This is a genomic window from Bacillus sp. JCM 19034 (genome assembly GCF_001310635.1).
Taxonomy (GTDB): domain Bacteria; phylum Bacillota; class Bacilli; order Bacillales; family Bacillaceae_D; genus Halalkalibacter.
Genome location: NZ_BAXR01000011.1, coordinates 39,361 through 65,702, shown reverse-complemented (window position 1 = coordinate 65,702; position 26,342 = coordinate 39,361). Strand labels below are relative to the sequence as shown.

The 26,342-nt window shown below is 38.2% G+C and carries 21 protein-coding genes and 4 pseudogenes; 4 read left to right on the top strand and 21 right to left on the bottom strand.

Annotation, left to right across the window (positions count from 1 at the left end):
- Nucleotides 1-38: 38 nt before the first annotated feature.
- The 5 genes from sirA to JCM19034_RS14670 all read right to left on the bottom strand — a co-directional run bounded on the left by sirA (nt 39) and on the right by JCM19034_RS14670 (nt 4,097).
- Nucleotides 39-485, bottom strand: coding sequence for a sporulation inhibitor of replication protein SirA (gene sirA / locus JCM19034_RS14690; RefSeq protein WP_062050890.1), 447 nt, complete (start codon nt 483-485; stop codon nt 39-41).
- Between the two features lie 153 nt (nt 486-638).
- Complete coding sequence (gene tkt / locus JCM19034_RS14685; protein WP_062050888.1) at nt 639-2,639, bottom strand: transketolase; 2,001 nt, start codon at nt 2,637-2,639, stop codon at nt 639-641.
- 316 nt (nt 2,640-2,955) lie between these two features.
- Complete coding sequence (locus tag JCM19034_RS14680) at nt 2,956-3,192, bottom strand: DUF896 domain-containing protein (protein ID WP_062050886.1); 237 nt, start codon at nt 3,190-3,192, stop codon at nt 2,956-2,958.
- Between the two features lie 72 nt (nt 3,193-3,264).
- Complete coding sequence (locus JCM19034_RS14675; RefSeq protein WP_062050884.1) at nt 3,265-3,909, bottom strand: recombinase family protein; 645 nt, start codon at nt 3,907-3,909, stop codon at nt 3,265-3,267.
- Complete coding sequence (locus tag JCM19034_RS14670; RefSeq protein WP_062050882.1) at nt 3,906-4,097, bottom strand: hypothetical protein; 192 nt, start codon at nt 4,095-4,097, stop codon at nt 3,906-3,908. Before JCM19034_RS14670 ends, JCM19034_RS14675 begins: the two co-directional genes overlap by 4 nt.
- Before the next feature lie 152 nt (nt 4,098-4,249).
- Between JCM19034_RS14670 and lexA the strand changes: the two genes are divergently transcribed.
- Complete coding sequence (gene lexA / locus JCM19034_RS14665; RefSeq protein ID WP_062050880.1) at nt 4,250-4,873, top strand: transcriptional repressor LexA; 624 nt, start codon at nt 4,250-4,252, stop codon at nt 4,871-4,873.
- A 139-nt stretch (nt 4,874-5,012) separates the two neighbouring features.
- Complete coding sequence (locus tag JCM19034_RS21155; RefSeq protein WP_082394097.1) at nt 5,013-5,150, top strand: YjcZ family sporulation protein; 138 nt, start codon at nt 5,013-5,015, stop codon at nt 5,148-5,150.
- Nucleotides 5,151-5,408: 258 nt separating this feature from the next.
- Here the strand turns inward: JCM19034_RS21155 and JCM19034_RS21150 are convergent.
- A pseudogene (locus JCM19034_RS21150) lies at nt 5,409-5,624 on the bottom strand (transposase); the annotation flags it as partial.
- A 299-nt stretch (nt 5,625-5,923) separates the two neighbouring features.
- Nucleotides 5,924-6,097 (bottom strand): hypothetical protein, encoded by a 174-nt coding sequence (locus tag JCM19034_RS21875; RefSeq protein WP_156323999.1) that lies wholly within the window; start codon nt 6,095-6,097, stop codon nt 5,924-5,926.
- Between the two features lie 680 nt (nt 6,098-6,777).
- On the opposite strand from JCM19034_RS21875, the gene JCM19034_RS21145 reads away from it, so the two are divergent.
- Nucleotides 6,778-6,891 carry a YjcZ family sporulation protein gene (locus JCM19034_RS21145; RefSeq protein ID WP_082394095.1) on the top strand — a complete coding sequence of 38 codons (114 nt, stop codon included), beginning with the start codon at nt 6,778-6,780 and terminating at the stop codon, nt 6,889-6,891.
- Between the two features lie 362 nt (nt 6,892-7,253).
- Here the strand turns inward: JCM19034_RS21145 and glnA are convergent, their stop codons facing one another.
- The 4 genes and pseudogenes from glnA to spoVK form a co-directional block, all read right to left on the bottom strand.
- Nucleotides 7,254-8,603 (bottom strand): type I glutamate--ammonia ligase, encoded by a 1,350-nt coding sequence (gene glnA, locus JCM19034_RS14655; RefSeq protein ID WP_062050877.1) that lies wholly within the window; start codon nt 8,601-8,603, stop codon nt 7,254-7,256.
- Between the two features lie 166 nt (nt 8,604-8,769).
- On the bottom strand, nt 8,770-10,014 hold the full coding sequence (locus JCM19034_RS14650; protein ID WP_062050874.1) for a methionine gamma-lyase family protein: 1,245 nt from the start codon (nt 10,012-10,014) through the stop codon (nt 8,770-8,772).
- 1 nt (nt 10,015) lies between these two features.
- Nucleotides 10,016-11,290, bottom strand: coding sequence for a GTPase HflX (gene hflX / locus JCM19034_RS14645; protein ID WP_062050872.1), 1,275 nt, complete (start codon nt 11,288-11,290; stop codon nt 10,016-10,018).
- Between the two features lie 101 nt (nt 11,291-11,391).
- Nucleotides 11,392-12,338, bottom strand: a pseudogene (gene spoVK, locus JCM19034_RS14640) (stage V sporulation protein K).
- Between the two features lie 241 nt (nt 12,339-12,579).
- Between spoVK and JCM19034_RS14635 the strand changes: the two are divergent.
- The gene (locus JCM19034_RS14635; protein WP_062050870.1) at nt 12,580-13,548 is read left to right on the top strand and encodes a site-specific integrase; all 969 of its coding nucleotides are present in this window, start codon (nt 12,580-12,582) and stop codon (nt 13,546-13,548) included.
- Between the two features lie 57 nt (nt 13,549-13,605).
- Here JCM19034_RS14635 and hfq read toward each other — a convergent pair whose 3' ends face one another.
- The 10 genes and pseudogenes from hfq to JCM19034_RS14585 form a co-directional block, all read right to left on the bottom strand.
- Complete coding sequence (hfq, locus tag JCM19034_RS14630) at nt 13,606-13,842, bottom strand: RNA chaperone Hfq (RefSeq protein ID WP_062050868.1); 237 nt, start codon at nt 13,840-13,842, stop codon at nt 13,606-13,608.
- Nucleotides 13,842-14,813, bottom strand: a complete 972-nt coding sequence (miaA, locus tag JCM19034_RS14625; protein ID WP_062050866.1) for a tRNA (adenosine(37)-N6)-dimethylallyltransferase MiaA — start codon at nt 14,811-14,813, stop codon at nt 13,842-13,844. Before miaA ends, hfq begins: the two co-directional genes overlap by 1 nt.
- Nucleotides 14,803-15,615, bottom strand: a complete 813-nt coding sequence (locus JCM19034_RS14620; RefSeq protein ID WP_062050864.1) for a class I SAM-dependent methyltransferase — start codon at nt 15,613-15,615, stop codon at nt 14,803-14,805. The genes miaA and JCM19034_RS14620 overlap by 11 nt, the downstream gene beginning before the upstream one ends.
- Before the next feature lie 19 nt (nt 15,616-15,634).
- Complete coding sequence (gene mutL, locus JCM19034_RS14615; protein ID WP_062050862.1) at nt 15,635-17,488, bottom strand: DNA mismatch repair endonuclease MutL; 1,854 nt, start codon at nt 17,486-17,488, stop codon at nt 15,635-15,637.
- A gap of 17 nt (nt 17,489-17,505) precedes the next feature.
- Nucleotides 17,506-20,100: pseudogene (gene mutS, locus JCM19034_RS14610) on the bottom strand (DNA mismatch repair protein MutS).
- A gap of 200 nt (nt 20,101-20,300) precedes the next feature.
- Nucleotides 20,301-20,870: an outer spore coat protein CotE gene (locus JCM19034_RS14605; protein ID WP_062050860.1), complete on the bottom strand. Its 570-nt coding sequence runs from the start codon at nt 20,868-20,870 to the stop codon at nt 20,301-20,303.
- A gap of 414 nt (nt 20,871-21,284) precedes the next feature.
- Entirely contained in the window at nt 21,285-21,707 is a 423-nt protein-coding gene (locus JCM19034_RS14600; protein WP_062050859.1) for a RicAFT regulatory complex protein RicA family protein, read from the bottom strand.
- Nucleotides 21,704-23,173, bottom strand: a complete 1,470-nt coding sequence (miaB, locus tag JCM19034_RS14595; RefSeq protein WP_231686974.1) for a tRNA (N6-isopentenyl adenosine(37)-C2)-methylthiotransferase MiaB — start codon at nt 23,171-23,173, stop codon at nt 21,704-21,706. Before miaB ends, JCM19034_RS14600 begins: the two co-directional genes overlap by 4 nt.
- A gap of 304 nt (nt 23,174-23,477) precedes the next feature.
- Complete coding sequence (locus tag JCM19034_RS14590) at nt 23,478-24,344, bottom strand: 2-oxoacid:ferredoxin oxidoreductase subunit beta (RefSeq protein WP_062050857.1); 867 nt, start codon at nt 24,342-24,344, stop codon at nt 23,478-23,480.
- A pseudogene (locus JCM19034_RS14585) lies at nt 24,345-26,085 on the bottom strand (2-oxoacid:acceptor oxidoreductase subunit alpha).
- Between the last annotated feature and the right edge of the window lie 257 nt (nt 26,086-26,342).

Genomic DNA, 26,342 nt, shown 5'->3' with positions numbered 1-26,342 from the left:
TTAATGCATGGTGATTTAAAAGGCTTTATAAAAAAAACTTATAATGGATGAGAACGTTTAAGTGGCTGTATCGGCTTCAACCAACCGTAACGGTTATCTTCCACACTAAAAGCAAAAAACGTCGGTACACATTTGCGCAAAACTTCAAAAAACATCATTTCTACCTCAGGAGTTCCATTTGCCGTTACAAAGATTGATTGGCTATCAATCATCAACTCCGCTTTCCCCCCTGATTTTAATTCAATTAGGTTCGTATGCTTATAATAAGAAAAACCTTTGTAATGTTTAAAGGCTTGTTTTATTTTTTGCTGAATATACAGGGTAGGAATTGGTTTTGTAATGTATTCTATTTGTTTTCGAATCGTTTCCTTTTTTTTCGGTGCTGCGTTTTCATATTCAAGAAACAGATGAAAAAGTTTTGATTCTTGTCCATAATACTCTTGAGCAACACTTTCCTCAAATATATATAATTCATATTGTCTCATTTCATGGACACCCTCTCGTTCATGTTTTCTTCAGTATACAAAAAGCATGTGAAATAGTTGTCTGAACCTGAAGCAGAGGACCACTAGTTTTGTCGAAATGATGCACACGAAAAAAGCACTCTGAATAATAACTCAGAGTGCTTTTTTAAATACTTATTTTTGTAATAATGCTTTAAGCTTCGCTACTACATTTTCAGCAGAGAATCCATATTCTTTCATAATCTTTTCTCCTGGAGCTGATGCACCAAATTGGTCAATGGCGATAACATCTCCATTGTCACCAACGTATTTTGCCCACCCTAATGAAGAGCCCATTTCTAAGCCAAGGCGTACTTTTACATTTGGTGAAATGACTTCATCTTTATATGATTGTGGTTGCTTTTCAAAGCGATCCCAGCTAGGCATACTTACGACATTTACATGAATGCCATCTTTTTCAAGTAATTCTTGTGCTTCTACTGCTAATGGAACTTCAGAACCAGAAGCTAATAGAAGTGCGTCTACGTCTGCTTGCGAAGATTTAGATGCAATATAAGCACCTTTTTTCACACCTTCATACGCAAGCTCTTTTGTATCTGCTAACGTCTTTAAATTTTGACGAGTTAACACTAGGACTGTTGGAGTATCTGTGCTTTCCACTGCTACTTTCCATGCAGCTACTGTTTCATTTCCATCTCCAGGACGGATAACAGAAAGTCCTGGCATTGCACGTAGTGAAGCAAGTTGTTCGACTGGCTCATGAGTTGGTCCATCTTCTCCAACTGCAATACTATCATGTGTGAAAACAAATATAACTGGAAGATTCATTAATGCAGCAAGGCGAATCGCTGGACGCAAGTAATCTGAGAATACAAAGAATGTTGCTCCGAATGCCTTAACACCACCATGTAAAGCCATACCGTTAACAGCAGATCCCATCGCAAATTCTCGAACACCAAACCAAATATTACGGCCCGCATAATTGTTACGCGAATAGTCTCCAAGATCCTTCATGTACGTTTTGTTAGATCCAGCTAAATCTGCAGAACCTCCAAATAAATGAGGAACTTTTTTGGCAATGGCATTTAACGTTTCACCTGAAGATGCACGAGTCGCCGTACTTGAACCTTCTTCATATACCGGAAGCTCAGCATCCCATCCTTCAGGAAGCTCACCTTTTTGTGCTAGCTCAAATTGTGCTGCAAGCTCAGGGTTGGCTTTCTTATATTCAGCAAAAAGACCATTCCACTCCTGCTCTTTCTTTTCACCTTCAGCCTTTTTCGCAGCAAAGTAGTCCTTTACTTCTTCAGGAACATGGAATTCTTCTTCGAAAGACCACTCATAAGCTGCTTTCGTTAATGCGATTTCATCTTTTCCTAATGGAGAACCGTGTGAAGCCGATTTACCAGATTTATTTGGAGACCCAAAACCGATTGTTGTTTTTACTTCAATCAATGTTGGACGCTCATCGTTTTTCGCTTCTTCAATGGCACGATTAATTTCATCAAGATCGTTTCCATCTTCCACACGAATAACTTGCCATCCGTATGCTTTATAACGATCCTCAACGCTCTCAGAGAACGATAAGTGTAAATCACCATCAAGTGAAATGTCGTTTGAATCATAAAGAACGATAAGTCTTCCTAATTTTAAGTGTCCTGCTAATGAAGCAGCTTCTGCGGAAACACCTTCCATTAAATCCCCATCACCGCAAATCGAATATGTAAAGTGATCAACGATTGTGTAGTCATCTGTATTGTAAGTGTCTGCCAAGTGGCGTTCAGCCATTGCCATACCTACAGCCATCGCGACACCTTGTCCAAGTGGACCAGTTGTTGCTTCAACGCCTGGTGTATGCCCATATTCAGGGTGTCCTGGTGTTTTACTTCCCCATTGACGGAATTCCTTTAAATCATCTAATGACACATCGTAACCAGTTAAGTGTAAAAGGCTGTACAATAACATTGAACCATGTCCTGCAGATAATACAAAACGGTCACGGTTAGCCCATGAAGGATTTGAAGGGTTATGATTCATAAAGTTTGTCCAAAGGCTAAATGCCATTGGAGCAGCCCCCATCGGCATTCCTGGATGACCAGAATTTGCCTTTTCAATACTGTCAATTGAAAGTGTACGAATCGTGTTAATTGCTAAATACTCGGTTTGTCTTGACATTGTTTCTTTAACCTACCTTCCTAAATTTACAGAATACTCACTCACGTAATCATGATATACTTTCTGCAACATTTTCACAAGCATTATTCATTAGATTTGAATAATAAAAGCGTTTTCTGTTAATATATTAACATTTTCATAAACTATTTATCAATGTTTTACTTGTTTAACATAACTTGTTCTTAAATATATAACAAATTAAAAAGTAAAGAGATTTTATGAAAAAACATAGAAATCATGATTTATGTTACAACGTTAATTTACGAAAAAAAGCTATTGAATGATGATGCACATCATTCAACAGCCTTCCCTTTATTTAATGTAGTTGTCCTTTATTTTTCTTACTTTCCTTTAATGCATTTGGAGTTACATCATTTCCTTTTTCATCAACGACCTTGACTTGATGAAGTTGTTGTTTAAATGATTGACGAAACGTCTGAATATAAGCTTCTCGCAATTCCTTTTGCTCCTTCACTTCTTTTGACGTCAATCCTACTGATTTACTTTTTTTAGATAATTCATTTATTCGATCAATTTGCTTTTTTGAAAGCATGTCAAACACCCCTTTTTCTAAAACACACATTCTACTCTACACGAATAATTGACATACTTTCAAGTAGTTAGCTTAAACTTGACTCTTCTTCCATTCTTGATACCTTCTATTGACCGTTGCTTTAGAAATATCGTAACCGAGACCTTTAAGAGTCAGAGCGATTTCATGAAACGTAAGCTTTCGATCTCGCAATCGGACAATTTCTTCTATTGGAACATCCTTTTTTTGACGTCCACCATGCATACGATTTTTAATATTTCGTTCGGGACGATAGCCATTTTCAACCGCTTTTTTCATCCCACGTTTAATTTTGCTGTTATGTAATTTACGTTGGTATTCTTCTACTATCGCTAAAATATCTAACACCATTTCATCAGCCTCTGATAAAGACATCGTACCTTGGTCTTGTAACGTAAAAATAGCTACTTGTCGCTTTCTTATATGATGAAGCAAAGCAGTCTTCGCGTGTCCTCTTCCTAACCTCGTGTCATCTTGGATTAGAAGCACATCAATCTCTTTTTGACTGATTACGTCTAATACTTGTAAAATCCCTTCTCGTTCTATATCAAATCCACTAGCTCTTTCTGTTATCACGTCTAATACATTCATATTATAATGAATAGCCAATGCTTTTAGCTCATTAGCTTGTCTCTCTAAAGAAGTCTCTTGTTCCTTTTTATCGGTGCTTACCCTACAATATATTAACGCTTTCTTCACTTATCCCCATCCTCACCTAAAACGAGTAATTCATGTTGTTCTTGTGGCTCATCCCAATTATCACTTACTTCATTTACCGTCGTAGAAGATGCTGAAATAATAACCGTAGAGTACATAAACAATAAAACAACAATACCACAAATCACAATAAACCATTCCTGTTTTGAAAGACGTTTTAATAAAAACATAATAATTGCCCCCTATGAGAATGTTTGTTCGTAAACTATATTAATACGAACACACGTTTCTTGTCAACGTTTTTTCAGAACTAATGTTTGCATTACGTATGTTCGCATGGTACAATTTAGTTAAATAGGTAAGAAGAAATGAGGTGCTATCATTGTCGAAACTATCAAAACGACAACAAGAGATTTTAGATTTCATTAAAGTAGAAGTAAAAAAGAAAGGCTATCCACCTTCCGTTCGTGAAATTGGTGAAGCAGTCGGCCTTGCCTCAAGTTCTACTGTCCATGGGCATTTGTCACGCTTAGAAAAGAAAGGGATCATCCGCCGTGACCCTACAAAGCCCAGAGCAATTGAAATTTTAGACCTTGAAACAAATGAAGCTTTCGTTAAAGAACGATCAACTAATTATGTACCAGTTATCGGTAAAGTCACTGCGGGTCTTCCAATTACAGCCATTGAAAATGTAGAGGATTACATCCCGTTACCGGATCATCTAGCAACTAGTGATAATACATATGCACTTTCTGTCGTCGGTGAAAGTATGATAGAAGCAGGTATTTATGATGGTGATATGGTCATCGTCCGTCAACAGCAATCTGCTAATAATGGCGATATTATCGTCGCTATGACTGAAGAAGATGAAGCAACGGTAAAAAGGTTTTTTAAAGAAAAGGATTATATCCGCTTACAACCAGAAAACTCATCGATGGAGCCTATTATTTTAAAAGATTGCAAAGTTTTAGGTAAAGTTGTCGGCCTTTTCCGGACAATACATTAATCTCGCAATCTGTTACCTAAACTATGCTTTTTCCATTAGAAATATAACGAATTTTTTTCATATATTCCGCACATACCTAGCTCGTTTTTCCATTTAACACATAAGGTATAGTATATCCTTATGAAAGGTGGTGTTATACATGGGCTACTATAGACCATGGTATGGTGGTTACTGTTGTCCACCACCACCACGCCGCTATGGAAGTGGTTTTGGGTTTGCGTTAATTGTTGTATTAGTGATTCTTCTCATTATACTAGGGGCTAGCTGGTATCGGTAAGGCTAGAAGAAAAGGGAACAAAATGTACTCCATTTTGTTCCCTTTTTCCTTATCATTAAATATTTATAATCTAAGAGGAGCTACCTACTATGTAGCTCTCAGACCGTAGACAAAACGCCTTTGAGAGTTGATTCTTAAAGGCGTTTTAACGTTATTTCTTCTATTTTCTGTTGGTGACACTGGAGGATGTGTGTTTCTCCAGTGCCAGTTGGCTAATTTTTTTAGGTTCATGGCAGCAAAAACAAGCATCGCTTGCACAAATCCAAAACCTAAAAACCAACGATAGGCCACATTCGTTTCAATCTCTTTGATCGTCTGGAGAATCGACCGAATACCGAAGGTATATTGAATAAACACCATTTTCACTAAGACAACTGGATCGATACTTGGACGTCCTGGTCTTCTTGGAACTAGCTTTTCAATCCAGACCATCTCCATTTGCATCCGCTTATCTTCCACCTTTTTTGACATCATTGTCTGTCCACTTCTGTCCCTTTTTTTACTTATATTATAGATAAAAATTGGACTTCTATCTCTTATTTGAGAAGAATGCAATTTCCTTTTTGGCACTAGACAAAGCGGACGGGATGGGAGGGCCGATTCCTGCCCAAAGCGTGCCCCCATCCCGGTAGCGTGGTCGGAGGACGATTTCCTGGCAATAAAAAAGCCTGTCGACTGCCTCGCTTTTGCGAGACTTTGTCGACAGGCTGGGAGCTACCAATGTAGCTCCCTCACATCCTGAGCATCATTCGATGCTCTTTTATTTTTAATTATTATTTACGTCGCTCTTTTAAATACCATCTTAATAAAATGGTCATCACAACTGCAGATAAGATAATCATCCCATAACCACCAGTACCCTCTGCAAAAAGAACTAGTGCAACACTCCTTAAAAAGAAGAGCAGTGTTATTACATAAGCAATAAGAATAACGGTTTTCTTACTCATTCTAAAATTCCTCTCTAGTACAGTTATTATTATCTACAACGGTTGATTCCTATGGAATTCCCCTAATTCTACTTTTGCGAAGGCTAATCGTACGTCAAGCTTTGTAAATATTACATATGTATAAATATGTTTAAATGAAGGAGTTGAAGAAATGTTACAACGACAAAAAGGACCATTTATCATTGTCATTCTCCTGTTCCTCTATTTTATCAATAGACGTTATTTTAAAAAGCAACGCTAAAGTGTCTATTTACTAGAAGCGTCGTGCGAAGCAATTACAAGTTACAGGGCCTGTCGAGGTTTTTTATAAGACAAGCGTATAACGGGCGGAGCAGACGCCTCCTACGATTCTATTCTACACGTATCTTTTATGAAATATCGATATCTCCAATATAATTATCGTTCTCATAGATACTGAATTCAAACATTCACGGTTGGGCCTTTTTTAGTTCGGTTACCTTTATGATAAGTACAACGATTAATGTCATGACAAGCATGATTCGAGCTCATTTAAGACATTTTAAGGTTAGATGACAAACGCCTAACCTACTTCCTGGCCAACCCCTCTCTAACATTTGACCTTAATTCATTTGACCGTTTTTTTATATTATCCGCTAATAAGACAGTCATATCTTTTTGTTTACATATGCTGTATTATCCTAGCGAAAGGGGGATTTAGAATGAGTGATGTAGCAGGATATGGTTACAAAAAAGATAATAATTTTGCTTTGATTGTTGTCTTGTTCATTTTATTAATCATTATTGGAGCAAGTATGGTTAAGAATTCCTATTAACATCTTTTTTAACGAGAGTTTCATAGCTCTCGTTTTTTATTCATCACCCCATCCGTACAGCCATTAGTTCTCCCTCGAAAAGACACCGTTCGATTCGAAGATTAGACGATATAACACATGTGTCTTATCAAAATTCATTAAACACATCCTAAAATCAATTGAATTGAAAGCTATCAAGGAGATCCTTGGAACGAATAATCAGCAAACGATACGAATGATGTTAATTCTAGGTCTTAGCAAGCGAATTGTAGAACGCTTCTGAGCAAATTTCGAAATCACACAGCACAATCTAAATAAAAGTACTTATCTTCCTAAAAATGAAAGTAAACCCTCAAAGCCTTTAGCTCCAAGGGTTCGTGATATTAATAACCTTCTAAGTACTGATCGCGCTCCCACTGATGGACTTGCGTGCGGAACATATCCCACTCGATTTCTTTTGCTTCCACAAAATTTTCAATAATATGCTCGCCAAGTGCCCGTACAAGAATATCATTCTGAATAAGCTTATCGACCGCTTCTTTTAAAGTAGCTGGAAGATCAGCAATTCCTTCCTCAATCCGTTCTTCTTTACTCATCACATAAATATTTCGATCTGTTGCAGGTGGTGGAGTTTTCTTCTTTTTAATTCCATCAAGACCTGCTGCAAGCATTGCTGCCATTGCTAAATATGGATTCGCGGCTGGGTCTGGGCTTCTTACTTCAATTCGTGTACTAACACCGCGTGATGACGGAATGCGAATCAACGGACTACGATTACGCATTGACCATGCTACATATACAGGAGCTTCATAACCTGGTACTAAGCGCTTGTAAGAATTTACGATTGGGTTGGTAATCGCCGTAAATGCTTCAGCATGCTCTAAAATACCAGCTAAAAATTGCATAGCCGTTTCACTTAATTGTGATTCTGTAGACTCATCAAAAAAGGCATTTCCCTCTTTTGTAAACAGCGACATATTACAATGCATCCCTGATCCATTAACGCCAAATAAAGGCTTTGGCATAAAGGTTGCATGTAAGCCGTGCTTACGAGCAATCGTTTTAACAACTAGTTTGAACGTTTGAATATTATCACAAGCTGTAAGTGCATCAGCGTATTTGAAGTCAATTTCATGCTGTCCTGGCGCAACTTCATGGTGTGATGCCTCAATGTCAAAGCCCATATCTTCAAGCTCTAACACGATATCACGACGACAGTTCTCACCTAAGTCAGTCGGTGCTAAATCAAAGTAACCACCTTTATCGTTCAAGTTTAAAGTCGGCTCACCGTTTTCATCATTTTTGAATAGGAAAAATTCAGGCTCAGGTCCAATATTAAAATTCGTATAGCCCATTCTCTCTGCTTCTTTTAAAACCTTCTTCAATACGCCACGCGGGTCACCTGCAAACGGTTGTGGTTCCTCGCCCGGATTACCTGGTTGATACACATCACAAATGAGACGGGCAACTCGACCTTTTTCAGGAGTCCATGGGAAAATAACCCACGTATCTAGATCAGGATACAAATACATATCCGATTCTTCAATCCGTACAAACCCTTCAATGGAAGAACCGTCAAACATCATTTTGTTATCAAGTGCCTTTGGTAATTGGTCTACTGGTATTTCAACATTTTTAATCGTACCTAGTAAATCGCTAAACTGAAGTCGAATAAATCGAACATTATCTTCCTTAGCAATTTGCAAAATATCTTCTCTCGTGTACTTTGCCATTAATATGTAGTCCCCTTTCAACAAAATAATTGTATTAAGAAAAATAAGCTTAGCTTATTTGACTATCTTTATTAATCTCAATTTGTGATCTAATTGATATAATTTTGCTATAGTTATCCATTCTCATATTACTAGATTGTCGCAAACAAGTCAACGAATGTTCCTTTTACAAGATCGAATCTAATGCTTGTAACACGGCAATTTTCACGTGCTCGTAAGTTAACCCACCTTGTACGTAGGCAATATATGGCTCTCGTATCGGCCCATCTGCCGTTAATTCGATACTTGCCCCTTGAATAAACGTACCTGCTGCCATTATGACGTCGTCTTCATAACCAGGCATCGGACTCGGCTGCGGTACTACATGGGCGTTAATTGGAGAAGCAGCTTGAATCGCTTGGCAGAAGGCAACCATTTTTTCAGATGTTGGAAAGCGAACTGATTGAATCAAATCCGTTCGTTTTTCATTCCATTTTGGTGATGAGCTCATGCCTAACTTTTCTAATAAACAAGCGGTAAAGACAGCACCTTTTAATGATTGCGAAACAACATGTGGTGCTAAGAAAAAGCCTTGATACATTTCCAGTAAACTATATAAGCTTGCACCACCCTCCGTTCCAATTCCCGGAGCAGCTAATCGATAAGAAGCTAATTCAACAAGCTCTTTCTTACCGACAATATATCCGCCTGTTTTTGCGATCCCACCACCAGGATTTTTGATCAAAGAGCCTGCTATTAAATCGGCTCCAACATCTGTTGGCTCCTTTGCCTCAACAAATTCACCGTAGCAGTTATCTATAAACACAACTAGATCCGCTTTTAGCTCACGTACAAAACGAATCATTCTCTCAATCTCATCAATAGTAAAAGAGCTCCGATCACTATACCCTTTAGAACGCTGAATACCAATCATCTTTGTTCTTGGTGTAATTGCCTGTTTGATTGCATCTTCGTCAATCCAACCATCAGAACGTAACGGAATTGCATCATAGTCAATTTGAAATTCCTTTAATGAACCATTGCCATTACCACGGATTCCGACAATTTCCTCAAGCGTATCATATGGCTTACCAGTTATGTAAAGCAACTCATCACCAGGTCGTAAAACACCAAACAAAGCTACCGCAATAGCGTGTGTACCGGAAATAATTTGTGGCCGTACAAGAGCTGCCTCACCGCCAAAAACTTCTGCATAGACTTGCTCTAATGTATCACGACCGGCATCATCATATCCATAGCCTGTTGAAGGCGTAAAATGAAAATCAGAAACTTGATGCTTTTTAAATGCTTTCATAACCTTTGCTTGATTCAATAAGGCAATTTGTTCAATTTCCTTGTGAATCTGTTCGATTTGGAGGTCAACCTCTTGCGTTAATTGATTTATTTCGTCTTGATGCTTTAACTGTAACATACTAATTTTCCTCTTCCTTCATTCGTTTCATTAGCTCTTGACCTATCGCCGTTTCAGCTAATACAAATCCGTTTACATTGTAGAACTCATTTTCCTCATCCCATTCAATCTTTTGAACAACTGACGACTTTTTGCATGTCGCTAATAACTTGCCTTCGTTTGCCTCAATATAAACTTTATATGGTGTCATTTGTTCAATCAACTTTTCTTCGATTGCCGTTTTTAACGCTTCAATATCGTTACGTTCAAACGCTGAAATTTCAATTGAGTCTACATGATAAGCTGGGACAAATGCGTCCATTTTTTGATCGCTTTTATTATAAACGACAAGCTCAGGGATTTGTTGTGCTCCGAGTTCCTGAATTAACTGTTTGACGGTTACTTCATGCTGAACATAATCATGATTTGAACAATCAACAACATGCAATAATAGATCAGCTTCTACTAATTCTTCCAAAGTCGAACGAAACGCCGCGATAAGTGTTGTCGGTAAGTCTTGTATGAAACCAACGGTGTCAGAGAGAAGAACAGTTAATCCGTTTGGTAATGAACACTTTCTAGTCGTCGGATCTAATGTTGCAAACAATTGATTTTCCTCAAATGTTTCAGCATCTGCTAAACGATTTAACAACGTTGATTTCCCCGCATTTGTATATCCAACAATGGCTATTTGCAGCGTCTCATTTCGTTTTCTCCGCTTGCGGTAACGTTCTCTGTGACCAACGATTACCTCAAGCTGTGCCTTAATCTCGTCCATTCTTCTCCGAATATGACGACGGTCAGATTCTAGCTTCGTTTCTCCCGGACCTTTTGCTCCAATTCCACCACCTTGACGCGATAAAGCTAGTCCTTGTCCTGCTAAGCGCGGCAACAAATAAGAAAGCTGAGCTAGCTCAACCTGTAACTTCCCTTCCCTTGATTGAGCACGGGCAGCAAATATATCTAATATGAGCTGTGTTCGATCGATGACGGTTTTTTTCGTCCGAGTATGGACATTGCGTATTTGACTCGGTGTCAGCTCATCATTAAATACAATTAAATCAACTTCTGTTTCTTCAAGAAACGTAAGTAACTCATCTATTTTCCCTTTTCCGATATATGTTGAAGGTTCGACCTTTTGACGCTTTTGCGTCATAGTTGCAATAACTGTTCCTTGGGCTGTCTCTACTAACTTCTTCAGCTCTTCCATTGAATAGTGGAAATGCTCATCGTCTTGGTCTGTTTGACAACCAATGAGTATTACCCGTTCTTTCTCATGTTTCAATAATTCTTCCAAACGAGCCACACCTTTCCGTAAATTCTTCTACATCATATCACGTCACTGGGCCAAATTGAAAGTGGATGTGTCAAACGTCAATCGACACATCCACTATTTTATTATGTGACCTTTACATGAGAAGTATGAAACTGCAAATCAGATCGTTTAATTGTAACAAGTGATTCTTTATCGAACGTCTCGTCTCTTAAAAGACGTACTGCTTGAATTCGAATCGCTTCTTCGATCATATTACGAATATAGCGTCCATTGCTAAATGTCCCTTGATTTTCACTTCTAATCCTTTGTAAGTGATCTCTTATATGATTTTGTGCATCATCTGTTAAAACATATTCACGCTCCTGTAACATCCGTCGAACCATTTCCATTAATTGATTCGTTGAATAATTAGGAAAATCAATTGCAATGGGAAATCGTGACGGTAACCCTGGATTAAGTGACAAAAATAGTCCATTTCTCGTGAATAGCCAGCTAATATTAAAACAAAATCATGCTGGTGATCCTCCATTGCCTTAACAAGAGTATCGATTGCTTCTTTTCCAAAATCCTTTTCACCACCACGTGCAAGTGAATAAGCTTCATCAATGAACAAAACTCCTCCATGAGCCTTTTTCAAAACTTCACGAGTTTTTTGTGCAGTATGACCGATATATTCACCGACTAAATCCGCACGCTCAACTTCAAGAAAATGACCTTTTGAAAGAACCCCCATTTCATGCAAAAAAGAAGCAATCAAGCGAGCGACAGTCGTTTTACCTGTACCGGGATTGCCTTTAAAGATCATATGAAGGGCTTGTTTCGTCACCTTAAGCCCTTCCTTTTCCCGTCGCTCATTAATATATAACCATGCATAAATTTCCTTCACAAGACGTTTGATTTCTTCTAATCCTACATACTCGGCCAACTCTTTTTCAAATCTTACCAATACATCATGCTCTATTTCCGATCCTTCCTGTTGAAAGAGTAGTTCATCATCAAGCTCATCTTGCTTTTTTGTTAATACTACATTTATTCGTCCCTTCTTCCTCACATACGTTGGGTTATTCATCACCTTCACCCCTTTGCTGTTAAACCGACAGACCACAACTATATCTATATAACACTATATGAGACATTCGCCTATTCTGTTCCATCATACTCAAATTCCTGTAAAAGAATGACTTGAAGATTAACTCTAATCATCTGATATCAGAGCATTAATATGAGCGAAACACTATTGATTTTTTTAATAGGCACTTCTAGACTAAGAGAAAGACTTGAGCCGAATTTTCAAAGAAAGGATGAAAATGATGATTGAACCATTGCCTCTAATTATTCAAGCCTACTTAAACGATTTATCGTTTAAAGGAAGAAAAGAAACTACCATTAAACGCTATATGTATGATTTACTCGACTTCCATAAATGGGTCAAACAGAATTGTAACGGAAGATGGTCTTTAACGAAGGACGAATTAGAGTTCTTTTTCTACGATTTACAATTTAAAAGAGGTTATCATATTCGAACGATTAAACGGATTCATACCGTCTTAAAGCAGGTTGCCCGATTTCAAAAAGATAGGGGACAAACAGAGTTAAGAGCCATTAATCTTATAGAACCACCTGAGTTAACGGTTGAACCATTGTCTCCTTCTGAATGGATCACCATAAAGGAAGAACATCAATTGTTACGTTCGTTGCAATCAACATATGGGTTGTCTGAAAAGCAATCTGAAACATTTCCTTATTATCAAGCTCGTAATGAATGTATCGTACGTTTATTTTTACATTATGGCCTAACGCTACAAGAAGTAGCCAAGCTTAGTATGAAAGACGTTCATTTTCATTTGAATCAGCTTCATTTATATGATAGTAAAGGAGAAAAGCGAACCGTACCTCTTTCTAAACAAGTTGTATCTCTATTTTTTGATTATATTAAAACGATCCCAGAGCCAGTTCGACCAGCCTTTCATAGTCATGACCCATTTTTTGTTGCCTTTGATTTTCAAAGGAAAACGTATCATTGGTCCTATGCTGACCAAACACCGAAACGAATAACGATGATCGCGATACAAAAAATGCTTCGTCTAGAAGTGAAAAGAGCACGGCTACGAAAGGGCATTTCAGCACAAACGTTACGTAATACGGCGATCCTTCGAAAGCTCGTTACTGAAGCATCAATCGAGCAACTAAAGTTAACTAACGGCTATACATCTGAACAATCGTTGCAGCGGTTTATTCAAACAACGAACACCTTAAGTAACGCACAAAAAAGCAACTAACTCTGCCTGTAGGCACTAGCTAGTTGCTTTTTGACGAGCCTTCACTTAAAGCTTTGCTTATTCCACAGTCTCAGATTTAAGTTGAACATTTCGCTGTGGAGCAAACGTCGAAATGGCGTGCTTAAATACTAGCTGTTGTTTACCTTCTGATTCGACGATAACAGTAAAGTTGTCAAACCCTTTCACAAGTCCACGAATTTGAAAGCCATTCGTTAAGAAAATTGTAACAGGGATATTTTCTTTACGTAGTTGATTCAAAAATTGATCTTGAATATTGACAGGTTGTTGTTTCATCAGGACTCCTCCTCTAATTGACTATCTCTATATTTCGCCATTTGTGGCCAGTTTCCTTCAATGAATTGGCAAATTTCCAAAAAAACATGAGAATTTAGTCCATTTGACATATCAAACCAGGTTGCATCCGTTTTATTGCGAAACCATGTTAGCTGTCTTTTGGCATAATGTCGGGAATTTTTCTTTAACAGATCAATGGCTGCTTCTAATGAGATCTCACCATCTAAATACTGATACAGCTCTTTATAGCCGATTGCTTGTACAGACTGGCAATTTTGTATACCTTGACGATACAAACGTGTTACCTCTTCCAATAAGCCTTGCTCCATCATTAAATCCACTCGTTTGTTTATCCGTTCGTACAATTGATCACGATCCATCGTTAAAGCTAGATACACTAGATCATACGGACTTTCCATTTCTTCTTCCTTTTGCTGCTCAGAAAAGGGGATACCGGTCACTTTCGTTAGTTCAAGTGCTCGAATCACTCTTCTCACATTATTCGGATGAATTTGTTTAGCACTGACTGGATCAGCCTCTTGTAGGAGTTTATACACATGCATTGATCCGTTTTCTACGGCTAGTTGTTCAAGCTTATGACGAAGATCATTATCCCCTTGTTTTTTATGTAGTTCATATTGATGGATAACAGCATTGACGTATAATCCTGTTCCACCGACTAAGATCGGCACCTTCTTCTTGTTGTTAATCGTCGTAATAAATGGCATCGCAGCAGATTGGAAATCAGCGACAGAATAAGGCTCTGTCGGATTCTTTATATCAATTAGATGATGTGGTATTCCTTGCTGTTCCTCAACAGTCGCTTTAGCTGTTCCGATGTCCATACCCTTATATACTTGCATTGAATCGCCACTTATAATTTCTCCATGATACCGCTTAGCAAGTTCAATACTTAGTGCTGTTTTTCCTACAGCTGTTGGTCCAACGATCACCAGTAATTTATCTTTCATCATCTTCTCCTGATTTTTGCTTTTTCAAACCTTTTTTTTCAATAAAACCGTAATGAAACATGGCATGCTGTCGCTTTTGAACTTGAAAATGAAATTTGTGAAATCGCTCACTCAAATAATGATCTTTTAAAACAACCCGCTTTCGGGCGACCCGTTTCGCTTGTTCAATAGCTTCATCTGTTAAATCATCATAAACAGCAAAGCTTTTTAACCCTGCAATCCCCTTCGAATCAAGATCTGCCTCAAACATCGGATCAAAATAAATGACATCAACACTTTGATCTTCACAGCTTTGTAAATACGTAAGATGAGATTGATGAATCACTTCGATTTCTTTCATCGCATGTAACAGAAGCTTTGGTCCATCGGTCCATTGCTGTAGTCCGTAACGGACAAGGTAAGCTAATAGTTGATTCGCTTCCACTCCTGTTACATGGCCTTCTTTTCCAACAGCAATTTTCGCTACTAGTGCATCAGCTGCCAAACCTAACGTGCAATCGAGCACGCTCATCCCTTTCTCCATTTTCCCTGCCTCAACTAATGGGTCATAGCTGGTTGCTACAAATTGCTTCACACGAAACATCGCTGAATTTGGATGATAGAAAAAAGGTGTGCCACCATCTTTCGGATATAAGGTTAATCGATCTTTTCCTACAACTAATACATCATCTTCAAATTCTTGAACTAGAGCTGCAACTGAGCGATCGTCACGCGTTAATGAAATCGCATTTAAATCATTACTTATCACTTTTACTAGTTCGGCTAGTGTACCTACTTGTTTTCTAGCTGTTGTAATAATCACATTATTCTCACCTTTACCCTTACATAATCCTTTTAAACATTTTTTCAATCGAATACGTTGAAAAATGAACGATAATTGGTCTGCCATGAGGGCAAGTAAATGGGTCACTACTTTTTCGCAATGATTCCAATAAAGCGAACATTTCATCTTGACGCAAATGCCGATTCGCTTTAATCGCTGCTTTACAGGACATTAAAATTGCTGCTTCTTCACGTAATTTAGCCAGATTAATTGATTTATGTTCTAACAAATAATCAATCATTTCTTTTATCGTTTCTTCCTCTTGCCCTTTCGGGAACCAGCTAGGATGTGACTTCACTACGTAAGACTGTGCTCCAAAAGGCTCCATAAATACTCCAACTGCACACAATTGATCTAAATGCTCTGATATAATTTGTGCTTCACCTACGGTATATTCAAACGTCATTGGTACCATTAACTCTTGAAGGTGGCGTGGGACATGGCTGACTTTTTCACGGAAATATTCATATTTAATTCGTTCCTGAGCAGCATGCTGATCAATTAAATACATGCCTGTATCATTTTGAGCAACTATATACGTTCCATGCATTTGACCAATTGGATATAATGTAGGAACACGAGAGGCTTGCTTTTCTTCTACAAATTCTTGCTCGTCTTCTACTCTGTTTTCTACAACTACTTCCTTCACTACTTTTGTGGAAGTTGGTTTTATCTTCTCACTATTCTCTAAGTCTTGATTAGATTCACGCTTTTGTTGATTCTCATTGTGAAATGACAAAGGGGTTACATCCAACTCATGATCGGTTCCCTCTTGTTTTGTTTGTTCAAAGTCTAAGCTTAACTGCTCTTCCTTAACCTTTGAAGTAAGTGTTGTCCTTTGACGAGTATCCGCTTCTGGTATTAACGTTTCTTTTTTGAATGCATTTCGTATCACATTCGTTAAAAGCTCAGCAAGCTCCTCTTCCTTACTTAACCGTACTTCAAGCTTTGCTGGATGAACGTTCACATCAATTAATTGCGGATCCATTTTAATTGAAAAAATCCCGATCGGATATCGTCCGATTGGCAGTAATGTATGATACCCATCCAAAATAGCTCTCGCTAATGTAAAGTTACGAATGAACCTGCCATTAATAAAGATCGAAATATACTGTCTGGATGCACGGTTAACCTCTGGCTTTGCAATCCATCCGGATAATTCATAATCTAACGATTCACCATGAATTTCGACCATCTTTTTTGCGACTTGCCTTCCATAAATCGATGCTGCTACTTGACGAACATCACCATTTCCAGCTGTTCGCAACACTTCTTTACCATCATGACGATAATGAAAAGCGATTGACGGATGAGCTAGTGCAAGACGGTTTACAACATCACTAATGTTTCCAGCTTCAGTATGGACCGTTTTTACATATTTCAATCTAGCTGGTGTATTATAAAAAAGGTTTGTGACCGTAACATCGGTTCCTTTACGAGCAGGTGCTGCCTTTTTAGAAACGGTCTTCCCTCCTTCTACCTTTATTTCAACTCCTTTTCCTTCACCTGTGCTAGTCGTCAACGTCACGTGTGAGACGGAGGCAATACTAGGTAATGCCTCACCTCGAAACCCTAATGTTGCAATATGAAATAAGTCACGATCATTTTGAATCTTACTCGTAGCATGACGAAAGAAAGCCGTTTCCACATCTTCTTCTTCCATTCCATCCCCGTTATCGACAATCCGAATGGAAGCAAGACCACCTTCCTCCGCTTCTATTAAAATCGAGGTGCTATATGCATCAATCGAATTTTCAATTAATTCTTTCACAATCGAAGCAGGACGTTCGACAACCTCTCCTGCAGCGATTTTATTTGATAATGTCTCATCGAGCTTTCTAATTTTCGCCATCGACGTCCACCTCCGTTCTATTTCACTAACTTCTGTAATTCATTAACAAATTGAATCGCCTCAAGAGGAGTCATATTTAAAACATCCTTTTGAGCTAACGCCTTCATCATCCGCTGAGATTGCTCCTCAGTTTTTGTCGGTTTCGTTTCTTTTATTGGGGATTTCTCCTCTTCAAATAACGATAATTGCTCAGGCTGACTACTTTTTCCTTAATCGTATGATTTTTCTGCTCACTAGGAAAAGACTCTAGCTGTTTTAATAGTTCATCAGCTCTATTTGTTACTTCTTGTGGCAATTGAGCAAGCTCAGCGACATAAATGCCATAGCTACGGTCAGCTTGTCCATCAACAACCTTATGGAGGAACACAACTTTTCCGTTTTCTTCCACCGCAGAAACATGAACATTTTGCAGATGCTGCAATGTATTTTCAAGCTCGGTTAATTCATGATAATGAGTTGAAAATAATGTTTTCGCACGAATCGTATCATGAATAAATTCAATGATTGCTTGTGCTAGAGCCATACCATCATAAGTAGATGTCCCGCGGCCAATTTCATCTAATAAAATAAGGCTATTTTCTGTCGCTTTTGTAAGGGCATATTTTGTCTCAAGCATTTCAACCATAAATGTGCTTTGCCCACTTGCTAAATCATCAGCTGCACCAATTCTCGTAAAAATTTGATCAAAAATCGGTAGCTCAGCTGCTTTAGCAGGAACATAGCAGCCTATTTGAGCCATCACAACTATAAGGGCTAGCTGACGCATGTAAGTACTTTTTCCAGCCATATTCGGTCCAGTAATTAATAACAATTCGCGACCATTTGTTAATCGAACATCATTTTCAACATATTCCCCTTTTTTGATCATCTTCTCAACAACCGGGTGGCGACCTGATTGAATAAATACTTCATTTCTCATTGAAAAGGTTGGTTTCACATATTGGGCTTCTTCGCTTATTTGAGCGAAACCGCATAGAACGTCAATCTCACTAATCGAGTGGGCCAATGACTGAATCGTTGCAACAAATGATTTCGCCATCTCTCGGATATTGACGAACAAATCGTATTCTAATTGAGTAAGCTTCTCCTCTGCTTCTAATATTAGTGCTTCTTTTTCTTTTAGCTCAGGTGTAATAAATCTTTCTGCATTCGTCAACGTTTGCTTTCGCTCATATCTACCTTCCTCTAGTAAATGAACGTTTGCTCGTGTCACTTCAATATAATAACCGAAGACACGATTATAGCCGACCTTTAATGTCTTAATACCCGTCTGTTGCCGTTCCTTCTGTTCTAATTCAGCAATCCATTGCTTTCCGTTTCGACTAGCATCCCTGTATGTATCCAGCTCTTGATGATAGCCCTCTTGAATCATCCCACCGTCGGTTACCGAGATTGGTGGATCATCCACAAGACTACTTTCTAATAGATTTAATAACTCTTCTATTATTGTATCGTTACTAAACCATTCATCAACTTTATCTGCTACTACTGTTGAACAATATTCTTTAATAGCAGGAATACGTTGTAAGGAACGCTTTAATTGAACGAGCTCTCGTGCATTTACATTTCCATAGGCAATCCGACCAGCTAATCGTTCAAGATCATATACGTGCCGAAGCTCGTCTCTCAGCTCCTCACGAATAAAAAAGTGATCTTTAAATGCTGTCACAACACGAAGACGTTCTTCAATTTTAATTTGATCAACAAGTGGGCGATCAACCCCAGCTTTTCAAGAGCCTGCCCCCCATTGCCGTTACCGTATGGTCAATGACAGCTAAAAGTGATCCTGCTTTTTTCTTTTCACGTAAAGATTCAGTTAATTCCAAATTTCGTTTTGTATGAGAATCCATCTTTAAATAAGAATTACTAGGATAATAAATAACAGGCTGTAAATGATCTAATGAGCGTTTTTGTGTACGAATTAAATATTGTAAAAGACGTCCAAATGATTGAACGAGTTTTTGAGATTGTAAGTTTTTACAAAGGTGTTCGTACCCATCGTTTATTTCAACTTCATCCTCAAATGATTTCGTAAACTGTTTCCGCTCCTCTAGCTTCTCTTTCAATACCCCTGATAACGTTGATGATACGACAACTTCCTTCGTCCCTGTATTTAGAATCTCATGAATAACTTCATCAACGTCATCGTTAAATAATGTAACCGCACTTTCCCCAGTCGTTAAATCTGCACGTGCGACCCCATAAGAATGGTCTTTGAAAGCTGTTACCGCAATAATAAAATTATTCTCTTTTTCTTTAATGATTTGACCATCCATAACAGTACCAGGGGTGAGAAGCTTGACTACTTCTCTTTTCACAACGCCTTTTGCTTGCTTCGGGTCTTCTACTTGTTCACAAATTGCTATTTTATAGCCTTTTTCTATTAATTTTACAATATAAGAATCTGCGGAGTGATAAGGAACACCACACATCGGAATTCGCTCCTCACCTTGTCCACGACCTGTTAACGTAATTTCAAGTTCCCTAGCAGCCAATTTGGCATCTTCATAAAACATTTCATAGAAATCGCCAAGTCTAAAAAATAAAAAGGCATCTTTATACTGTGCCTTAATGTCTAAATACTGCTTCATCATTGGTGTTACTTGTGCCATACTTTCTCCTCCACCGTTCCATAATCACGTATTTATTATAGCATAGTAGAGCGATCATTCGCATGACGAAGACAAAAATAAAAAAGGTGAGTGAAAAGAATTGTCACCTTTTTAACTCACCACTAAAAGCAATATGTGTAGCTCCTTGCTTAAAACCAATATTTAATTTGCTATGGTAACGTTTTACCTGTTTGATCACTTTAGTTATCAAACTCGCCATGAAGGAAATTCGGATCAAGACGTTCATATTCTTCATCACTTACTTGATCAGAATAATCTTCAACTGGATAATCATCAACCGTCCCATTTGGATTTACTGCAACTGCGACTTTCGTTTCACCGATACATTCCACGACAAACTCTCTTTCAACTTGCACATTTACATTAGAACCATCTTCTCCAATCGTTGCTTCTAGTGTATTTGGCTGTTGAACCGCTCGAGCAATAACATCCATTTGATTTGATAGAACATGATCATCTCGCATTTTTAAACCAATCTCATCCGTATAGGTAACCGTCTGTGTTGCAACATCCGTCTTCGTATTTTGATTATACGAGTACCAGACATTAATATCATAGCTTCCTTGCACAACGACAGTGTCACCCTGCTTCTCAGCTGTGTATTTATGGTTGATGATCCAGCAGCCAAGAATGCTAGACGGTTTGTGTGAAGGGCTAATCGTATGAGTTGCTTCTGAGAACTTACGACCTTTTCCACATACCGCTTTTGTTATAATTTCACGATAATTCACATTTTCATTCTGAGACATGAAACTAAACCCTCCTCTTTCTCATATCGTATCGAGTTGTCGGTCGCTCGTATCGGCTACTTGCCTCATTCGCTCCGCCAATTGCTTCACTGACATCCTATGCAGGGCGAATGACCAATGTGCAATAGAAACTTACAAGATGAAAGCAAAGCATGATCTTTAACACATTATGTGTGTAACACTTGTTTTAGTACAAAAAATCAGAAAAACACGATAGCGCCTTATTATTCATTCAGTCAGCAGAATGAATCGAGCTAAATCCTTTGGCCGACTTACTACTCATTTGATATCTTCTGTGTTCCATATGAAGCCATTATATGCTTGAATGTTGACCTCGATTACTCTCCCTTACAAATGAACAATAAAAAAGCTACTAACACAGAGAGTTATCCTCTGTTATTAGTAGCTTATGATTTATTGACAGCTATCGAATGGACTTTTCGTCGTTCTACGCTTTAAAAGGTCTCCGCCCATTGATGTAATGATTTCATCTGTTACTGATTTAGAGATCGTATTTGATACCATTTGAAGCAATTCATTTACTTCTAGTTGACTTTGTTTAAATTCTTGTACAAGTGGTATTTGGTCTACCTCATCATGTAACATATCGATCTTAGCCTCAACCTCTTTTAATGCTTCTGATTTACCGTAATGCTGCAAGTTCACCGCTTCTTTTTGAAGCTTTTTTATTTTAGCAATTAATTCTTGTACCTTTACATGCTCATTAATTTGCTTTTCAGCACGCTTAAAGAAATCAATTTCTTCCGTTTCAGCCATCATCTTTGCTAACTCTGTTGCTTTATCACGAATTTCTTCTCTAGAATATTTTGTTGTCATGACTGCACCTCCGCCATTTCGACCATTTCACCTGATAATGACCATGTTTTTGCTTCCGTAACCTTTACATATACGATTTCCCCGATAACTGATTTTGGACCTGTAAAGTTTACAAGGCGATTCGTACGCGTTCTGCCTGCTAGCACATCCGGATTTTTCTTACTTTCACCTTCAACAAGCACCTCAACTATTTTGTCTTGATACGCAACATTTTTCTTAGCAGAAATCTCGTTAACTAAAGCATTTAAGCGTGCTAATCGTTCACGCTTAACTTCCATTGGGACGTTGTCTTTCATTTTTGCCGCAGGCGTCCCTTCACGTGGTGAATAAATGTACGTATAAGCACTATCAAATTCAATTTCACGAACGAGCGATAACGTTTCTTCAAACTGCTCTTCCGTTTCATTTGGGAATCCGACAATTAAATCTGTCGTAAACGAAGCATTCGGAATCGCCATTTTAATTTTATGGGCCAAATCTAAATACTGTTGTCGAGTGTACTTTCTCGCCATTAACTTTAGGATAGCTGAGCTACCGTGTTGAACTGGTAGATGTATATGCTCGACTAAATTCCCACCTTTTGATAGCACTTGGATTAAATGATCGTCAAAATCACGCGGATGACTCGTTGTAAATCGAACACGAGGAATATCAATTTTATGAATCTCATCCATTAATTGACCAAGTCCATATTCAAAATCTAAGTCTTTACCGTAAGCATTAACGTTTTGCCCTAGTAACGTAATTTCTTTATATCCTTGCCGTGCCAAATCTCTAACTTCAGCGATAATATCCTCTGGCAATCGACTTCGTTCTTTTCCACGCGTATATGGAACAATACAATACGTACAGAATTTATCACAGCCGTACATAATGTTTACCCATGCTTGTGTTTTTCCTTGACGAGCACGTGGCATATTCTCAACGATATCGCCCTCTTTTGACCAAACTTCTATGACCATTTCTTTGCCTAATATCGCATCATGGAGCAAGTGTGGAAGGCGGTGAATATTATGTGTACCGAAAATTAAGTCAATATGCTGATGCTTTTGCATAATTCTATTCACAACATTTTCTTCTTGCGACATACAGCCACATACACCAATAATCAGTTCTGGACGTTCTAACTTTAGCGGTTTTAGATTTCCAATTTCACCAAAAACTTTATTTTCAGCATTTTCACGAATTGCACAAGTATTTAACAAAATCACATCTGCTTCTTCTGATACTTCTGTTGATTCAAAGCCCATTTCAAGTAACAAGCCCGCCATATTTTCTGAATCATGTGTATTCATTTGACAACCATACGTCCGGATGAGAAATTTCTTCCCTGCACCTATTCCCTTCATTTTATCAGGAATTAAGCTTTCAGGACGAATAACTTGAACATCTTCTTTTCCTCTTCTTTTCCCTTGACGATAATCAGGTTGCTCTAAGATTGATATATCTCTTCCATCAATACGGATGACTTTCTTATTTTCATCTTCAGAAACAACTTTTACATTTGAAAAATCAAAATATTTGCTGTAATCTTTTTGGCTACTGCCAGAGGATTTTAAGTCCTGCGTAGCACCTTTTTCATCAGCTGTAGATTTACCTAACGTTGTTCTTCATTCATGTTAGCTCTCCTTTCATACGTATAACAAATAGAAACCAAACATACAATAAGTAATTATAACTTCTTTAGTTCCACTACACAATAAGGAAGTGCTCCTCATATGTTTCCTATCAAAAGAAAAACGGCAAAGGCCGTTTTTCGTCTACTATCGCTTACATAAATTCTTTTATTAATTCATGAAAGGTCTCTTCATTCAACGTGAGATCTTTTTTCGCTAAAGGCTGCTCATCGTAGCCTGGAATTAATTGTTGATAAGAAGGTTGTTCTTTATTTTGATAAATCAAACCAGTTACTAGACCATTGTGCTCCATTAACGTTTGCATCGCATTCATACGATTCGTTGGATCGTAACCGTCTATATCGCTTAATTTAGTTAAATTTTCTTTAAACCACTCATATGTGTTCACTTTATTAAACGTGACACACGGACTAAATACATTAATTAATGAAAAGCCTTTATGATTAATCCCTTCTTCAATTAAAGCTGTTAACCCTTTTAAGTCACTTGAAAAGCTTTGGGCAACAAACGTTGCTCCCGCTGTTAGTGCCATTTCCATTACGTTAAGTGCTGATTCAATCGATCCGCCTGGCGTACTTTTCGTTTTAAAGCCCATTTCACTTCTAGGAGAGGTTTGCCCCTTCGTCAAACCGTAAATTTGATTGTCCATGACAATATATGTCACATCAATATTTCTCCGGATCGCATGGATGGTATGCCCCATACCGATCGCAAATCCATCTCCATCTCCACCTGAAGCAATTACCGTTAGATCTCGATTCGCCATTTTTACACCTTGAGCAATTGGAAGGGCTCGACCATGCACACCATGAAACCCGTAGGAATGAATATAGCCCGATATTCGGCCAGAACAGCCGATGCCAGATACGACTGCTACGTCTTCTGGTTCTAATCCTATGTTTCCTGCTGCTCTTTGAATCGCTGCTTGAACTGAAAAATCGCCACAGCCTGGACACCAGTTCGGCTTTACTTTATTACGAAACTCTTTAAATGTAGCCATTTAAACCAACTCCTTGCATGCTTGATGTAGTTCGTCAGGTAGAAACGGATTCCCGTCATATTTCAGAATGCTTTCAATATTGGCTTTGGCAACATTCATTTTAATAATAGAAGCAAGCTGCCCTGTTGCATTATGCTCAACAACTACGACCTTTTTCGCTTTTTTCATTTCCTTTTCAAGCTCTTCCTTAGGAAAAGGATGCAATAAACGAACCTGAACATGATTGGCCTTCACCTGATCAACCGTTAAGCGTGAAAGTACTTCTTGAATCGTACCTCGTGTTGAATTTACACCAATAACAAGTAAATCAGCCTCATCATACCGACTGTCAATAAATAACGGTTGTTTAAAACGATCACTTAACTGATTAAGTTTGCGCAGCCGTTTATCCATTTGTTGCTGTCGATTTTCTGGAAGCTCTGAAGGCATTCCAGTTTCATCGTGTTCAACACCCGTAACGTGATGAATACCATTTTTTGTACCAGGTAAGACACGATTGGATACACCTGATTTTGTTACTTCATATCGTTTATAATAAGACTTATCTTCCCGTTCAGAAATTGTTTCTTCCGTTTCAATCGTTCCTCTACGAACTTCGAATTTATGATACTCCAATGGTTCAACCGATTGCTTCCCTAATGATAATGCTAAATCAGTTACCAAAATGACCGGGCATTGATATTCTTCCGCTAGATTAAACGCTTCAACTGTATCATAAAATGCTTCTTCTACCGTACTTGGAGCCATAACGATCTTTGGAATATCGCCATGAGTACTATAGAGGAGTGCCATTAAATCCGATTGCTCTTGCTTTGTCGGTAAACCAGTACTCGGACCCCCTCGTTGTGTATCAACAATGACTAGTGGCTGTTCGGTCATACCTGCTAAACCAATCGCTTCAGCCATAAGCGATAAACCTGGTCCGGCAGATGCTGTAAATGCACGAGCTCCAGCATAGTTCGCACCAATTGCCATCGTACATGCTGCTATTTCATCTTCAGTCTGAATGACTGTTCCACCAAATTGAGGTAATTTCTTGATTAAATATTCCATAATTTCTGATGCCGGTGTAATTGGATAGCTGCCATGAATCGGCTACCTGCTGCAATGGCACCAAGACCGATTGCATCATTACCAATCATGAACATACGTTTTTTCCGTCTGCTGCTGCTAACTGGTAGCCTTGTAGTACATCTTCTGCTTCTTCACGGACGTATTTAGCCCCTGCTTGAATCGCTTCCATATTTTTCTCGACGACTGATTCTCCTTTACGAAGGAACAGATCTTCAACGACATTCTTATACGCATCAGCTTGAAGTCCAATGATCGCACTAGTCGCTCCTACTGCAACCATATTTTTCATTAAAGTTGTACCTAATTCCTTTGCTATTTCCGTAAATGGAATAACAATTAACCGAACCTCATAGTCACTTGGTAGGACAGGCTTGAATTTAGCATCAGCTAAAATAATTCCGTCCTTACTCAATTCATGGATGTTCACATCAATCGTTTCCTGATCAAAAGCAACTAAAATCGTCAAATCATCAGAAATTGAATGAACAGGCGTTGTGCTGACACGAATTTTATTATTCGTATGCCCACCTTTAATTCTTGAAGAAAAATGTCTATATCCATATAAAAAATATCCTAAACGATTTAAAGCAGCAGCAAAAATTTCCCCAGTACTCTCGATACCTTCCCCTTGCTGTCCGCCAACCTTCCATGACAATTGCTCTCTCACGCTTGCTCCACTCCTCATTGTCTCTATCAATCATCAAAACCTTTTCCAGTTTTCAATAATTTAATTATAATCGTAACATAACCTTTACTCATTTTTTATATTGGCTCAATTTGATACTAAACGTCCTTATAATAGTTTGTTTTTGAAAATAATGCAAGGTTAGAAGAGTCTCAATTTTGAAAAGAATCCGATACTTCATTGATTTTCAAAAAAAAGCCCTTAACTCTGATCAATAGTTAAGTGACTTTACAAGATTT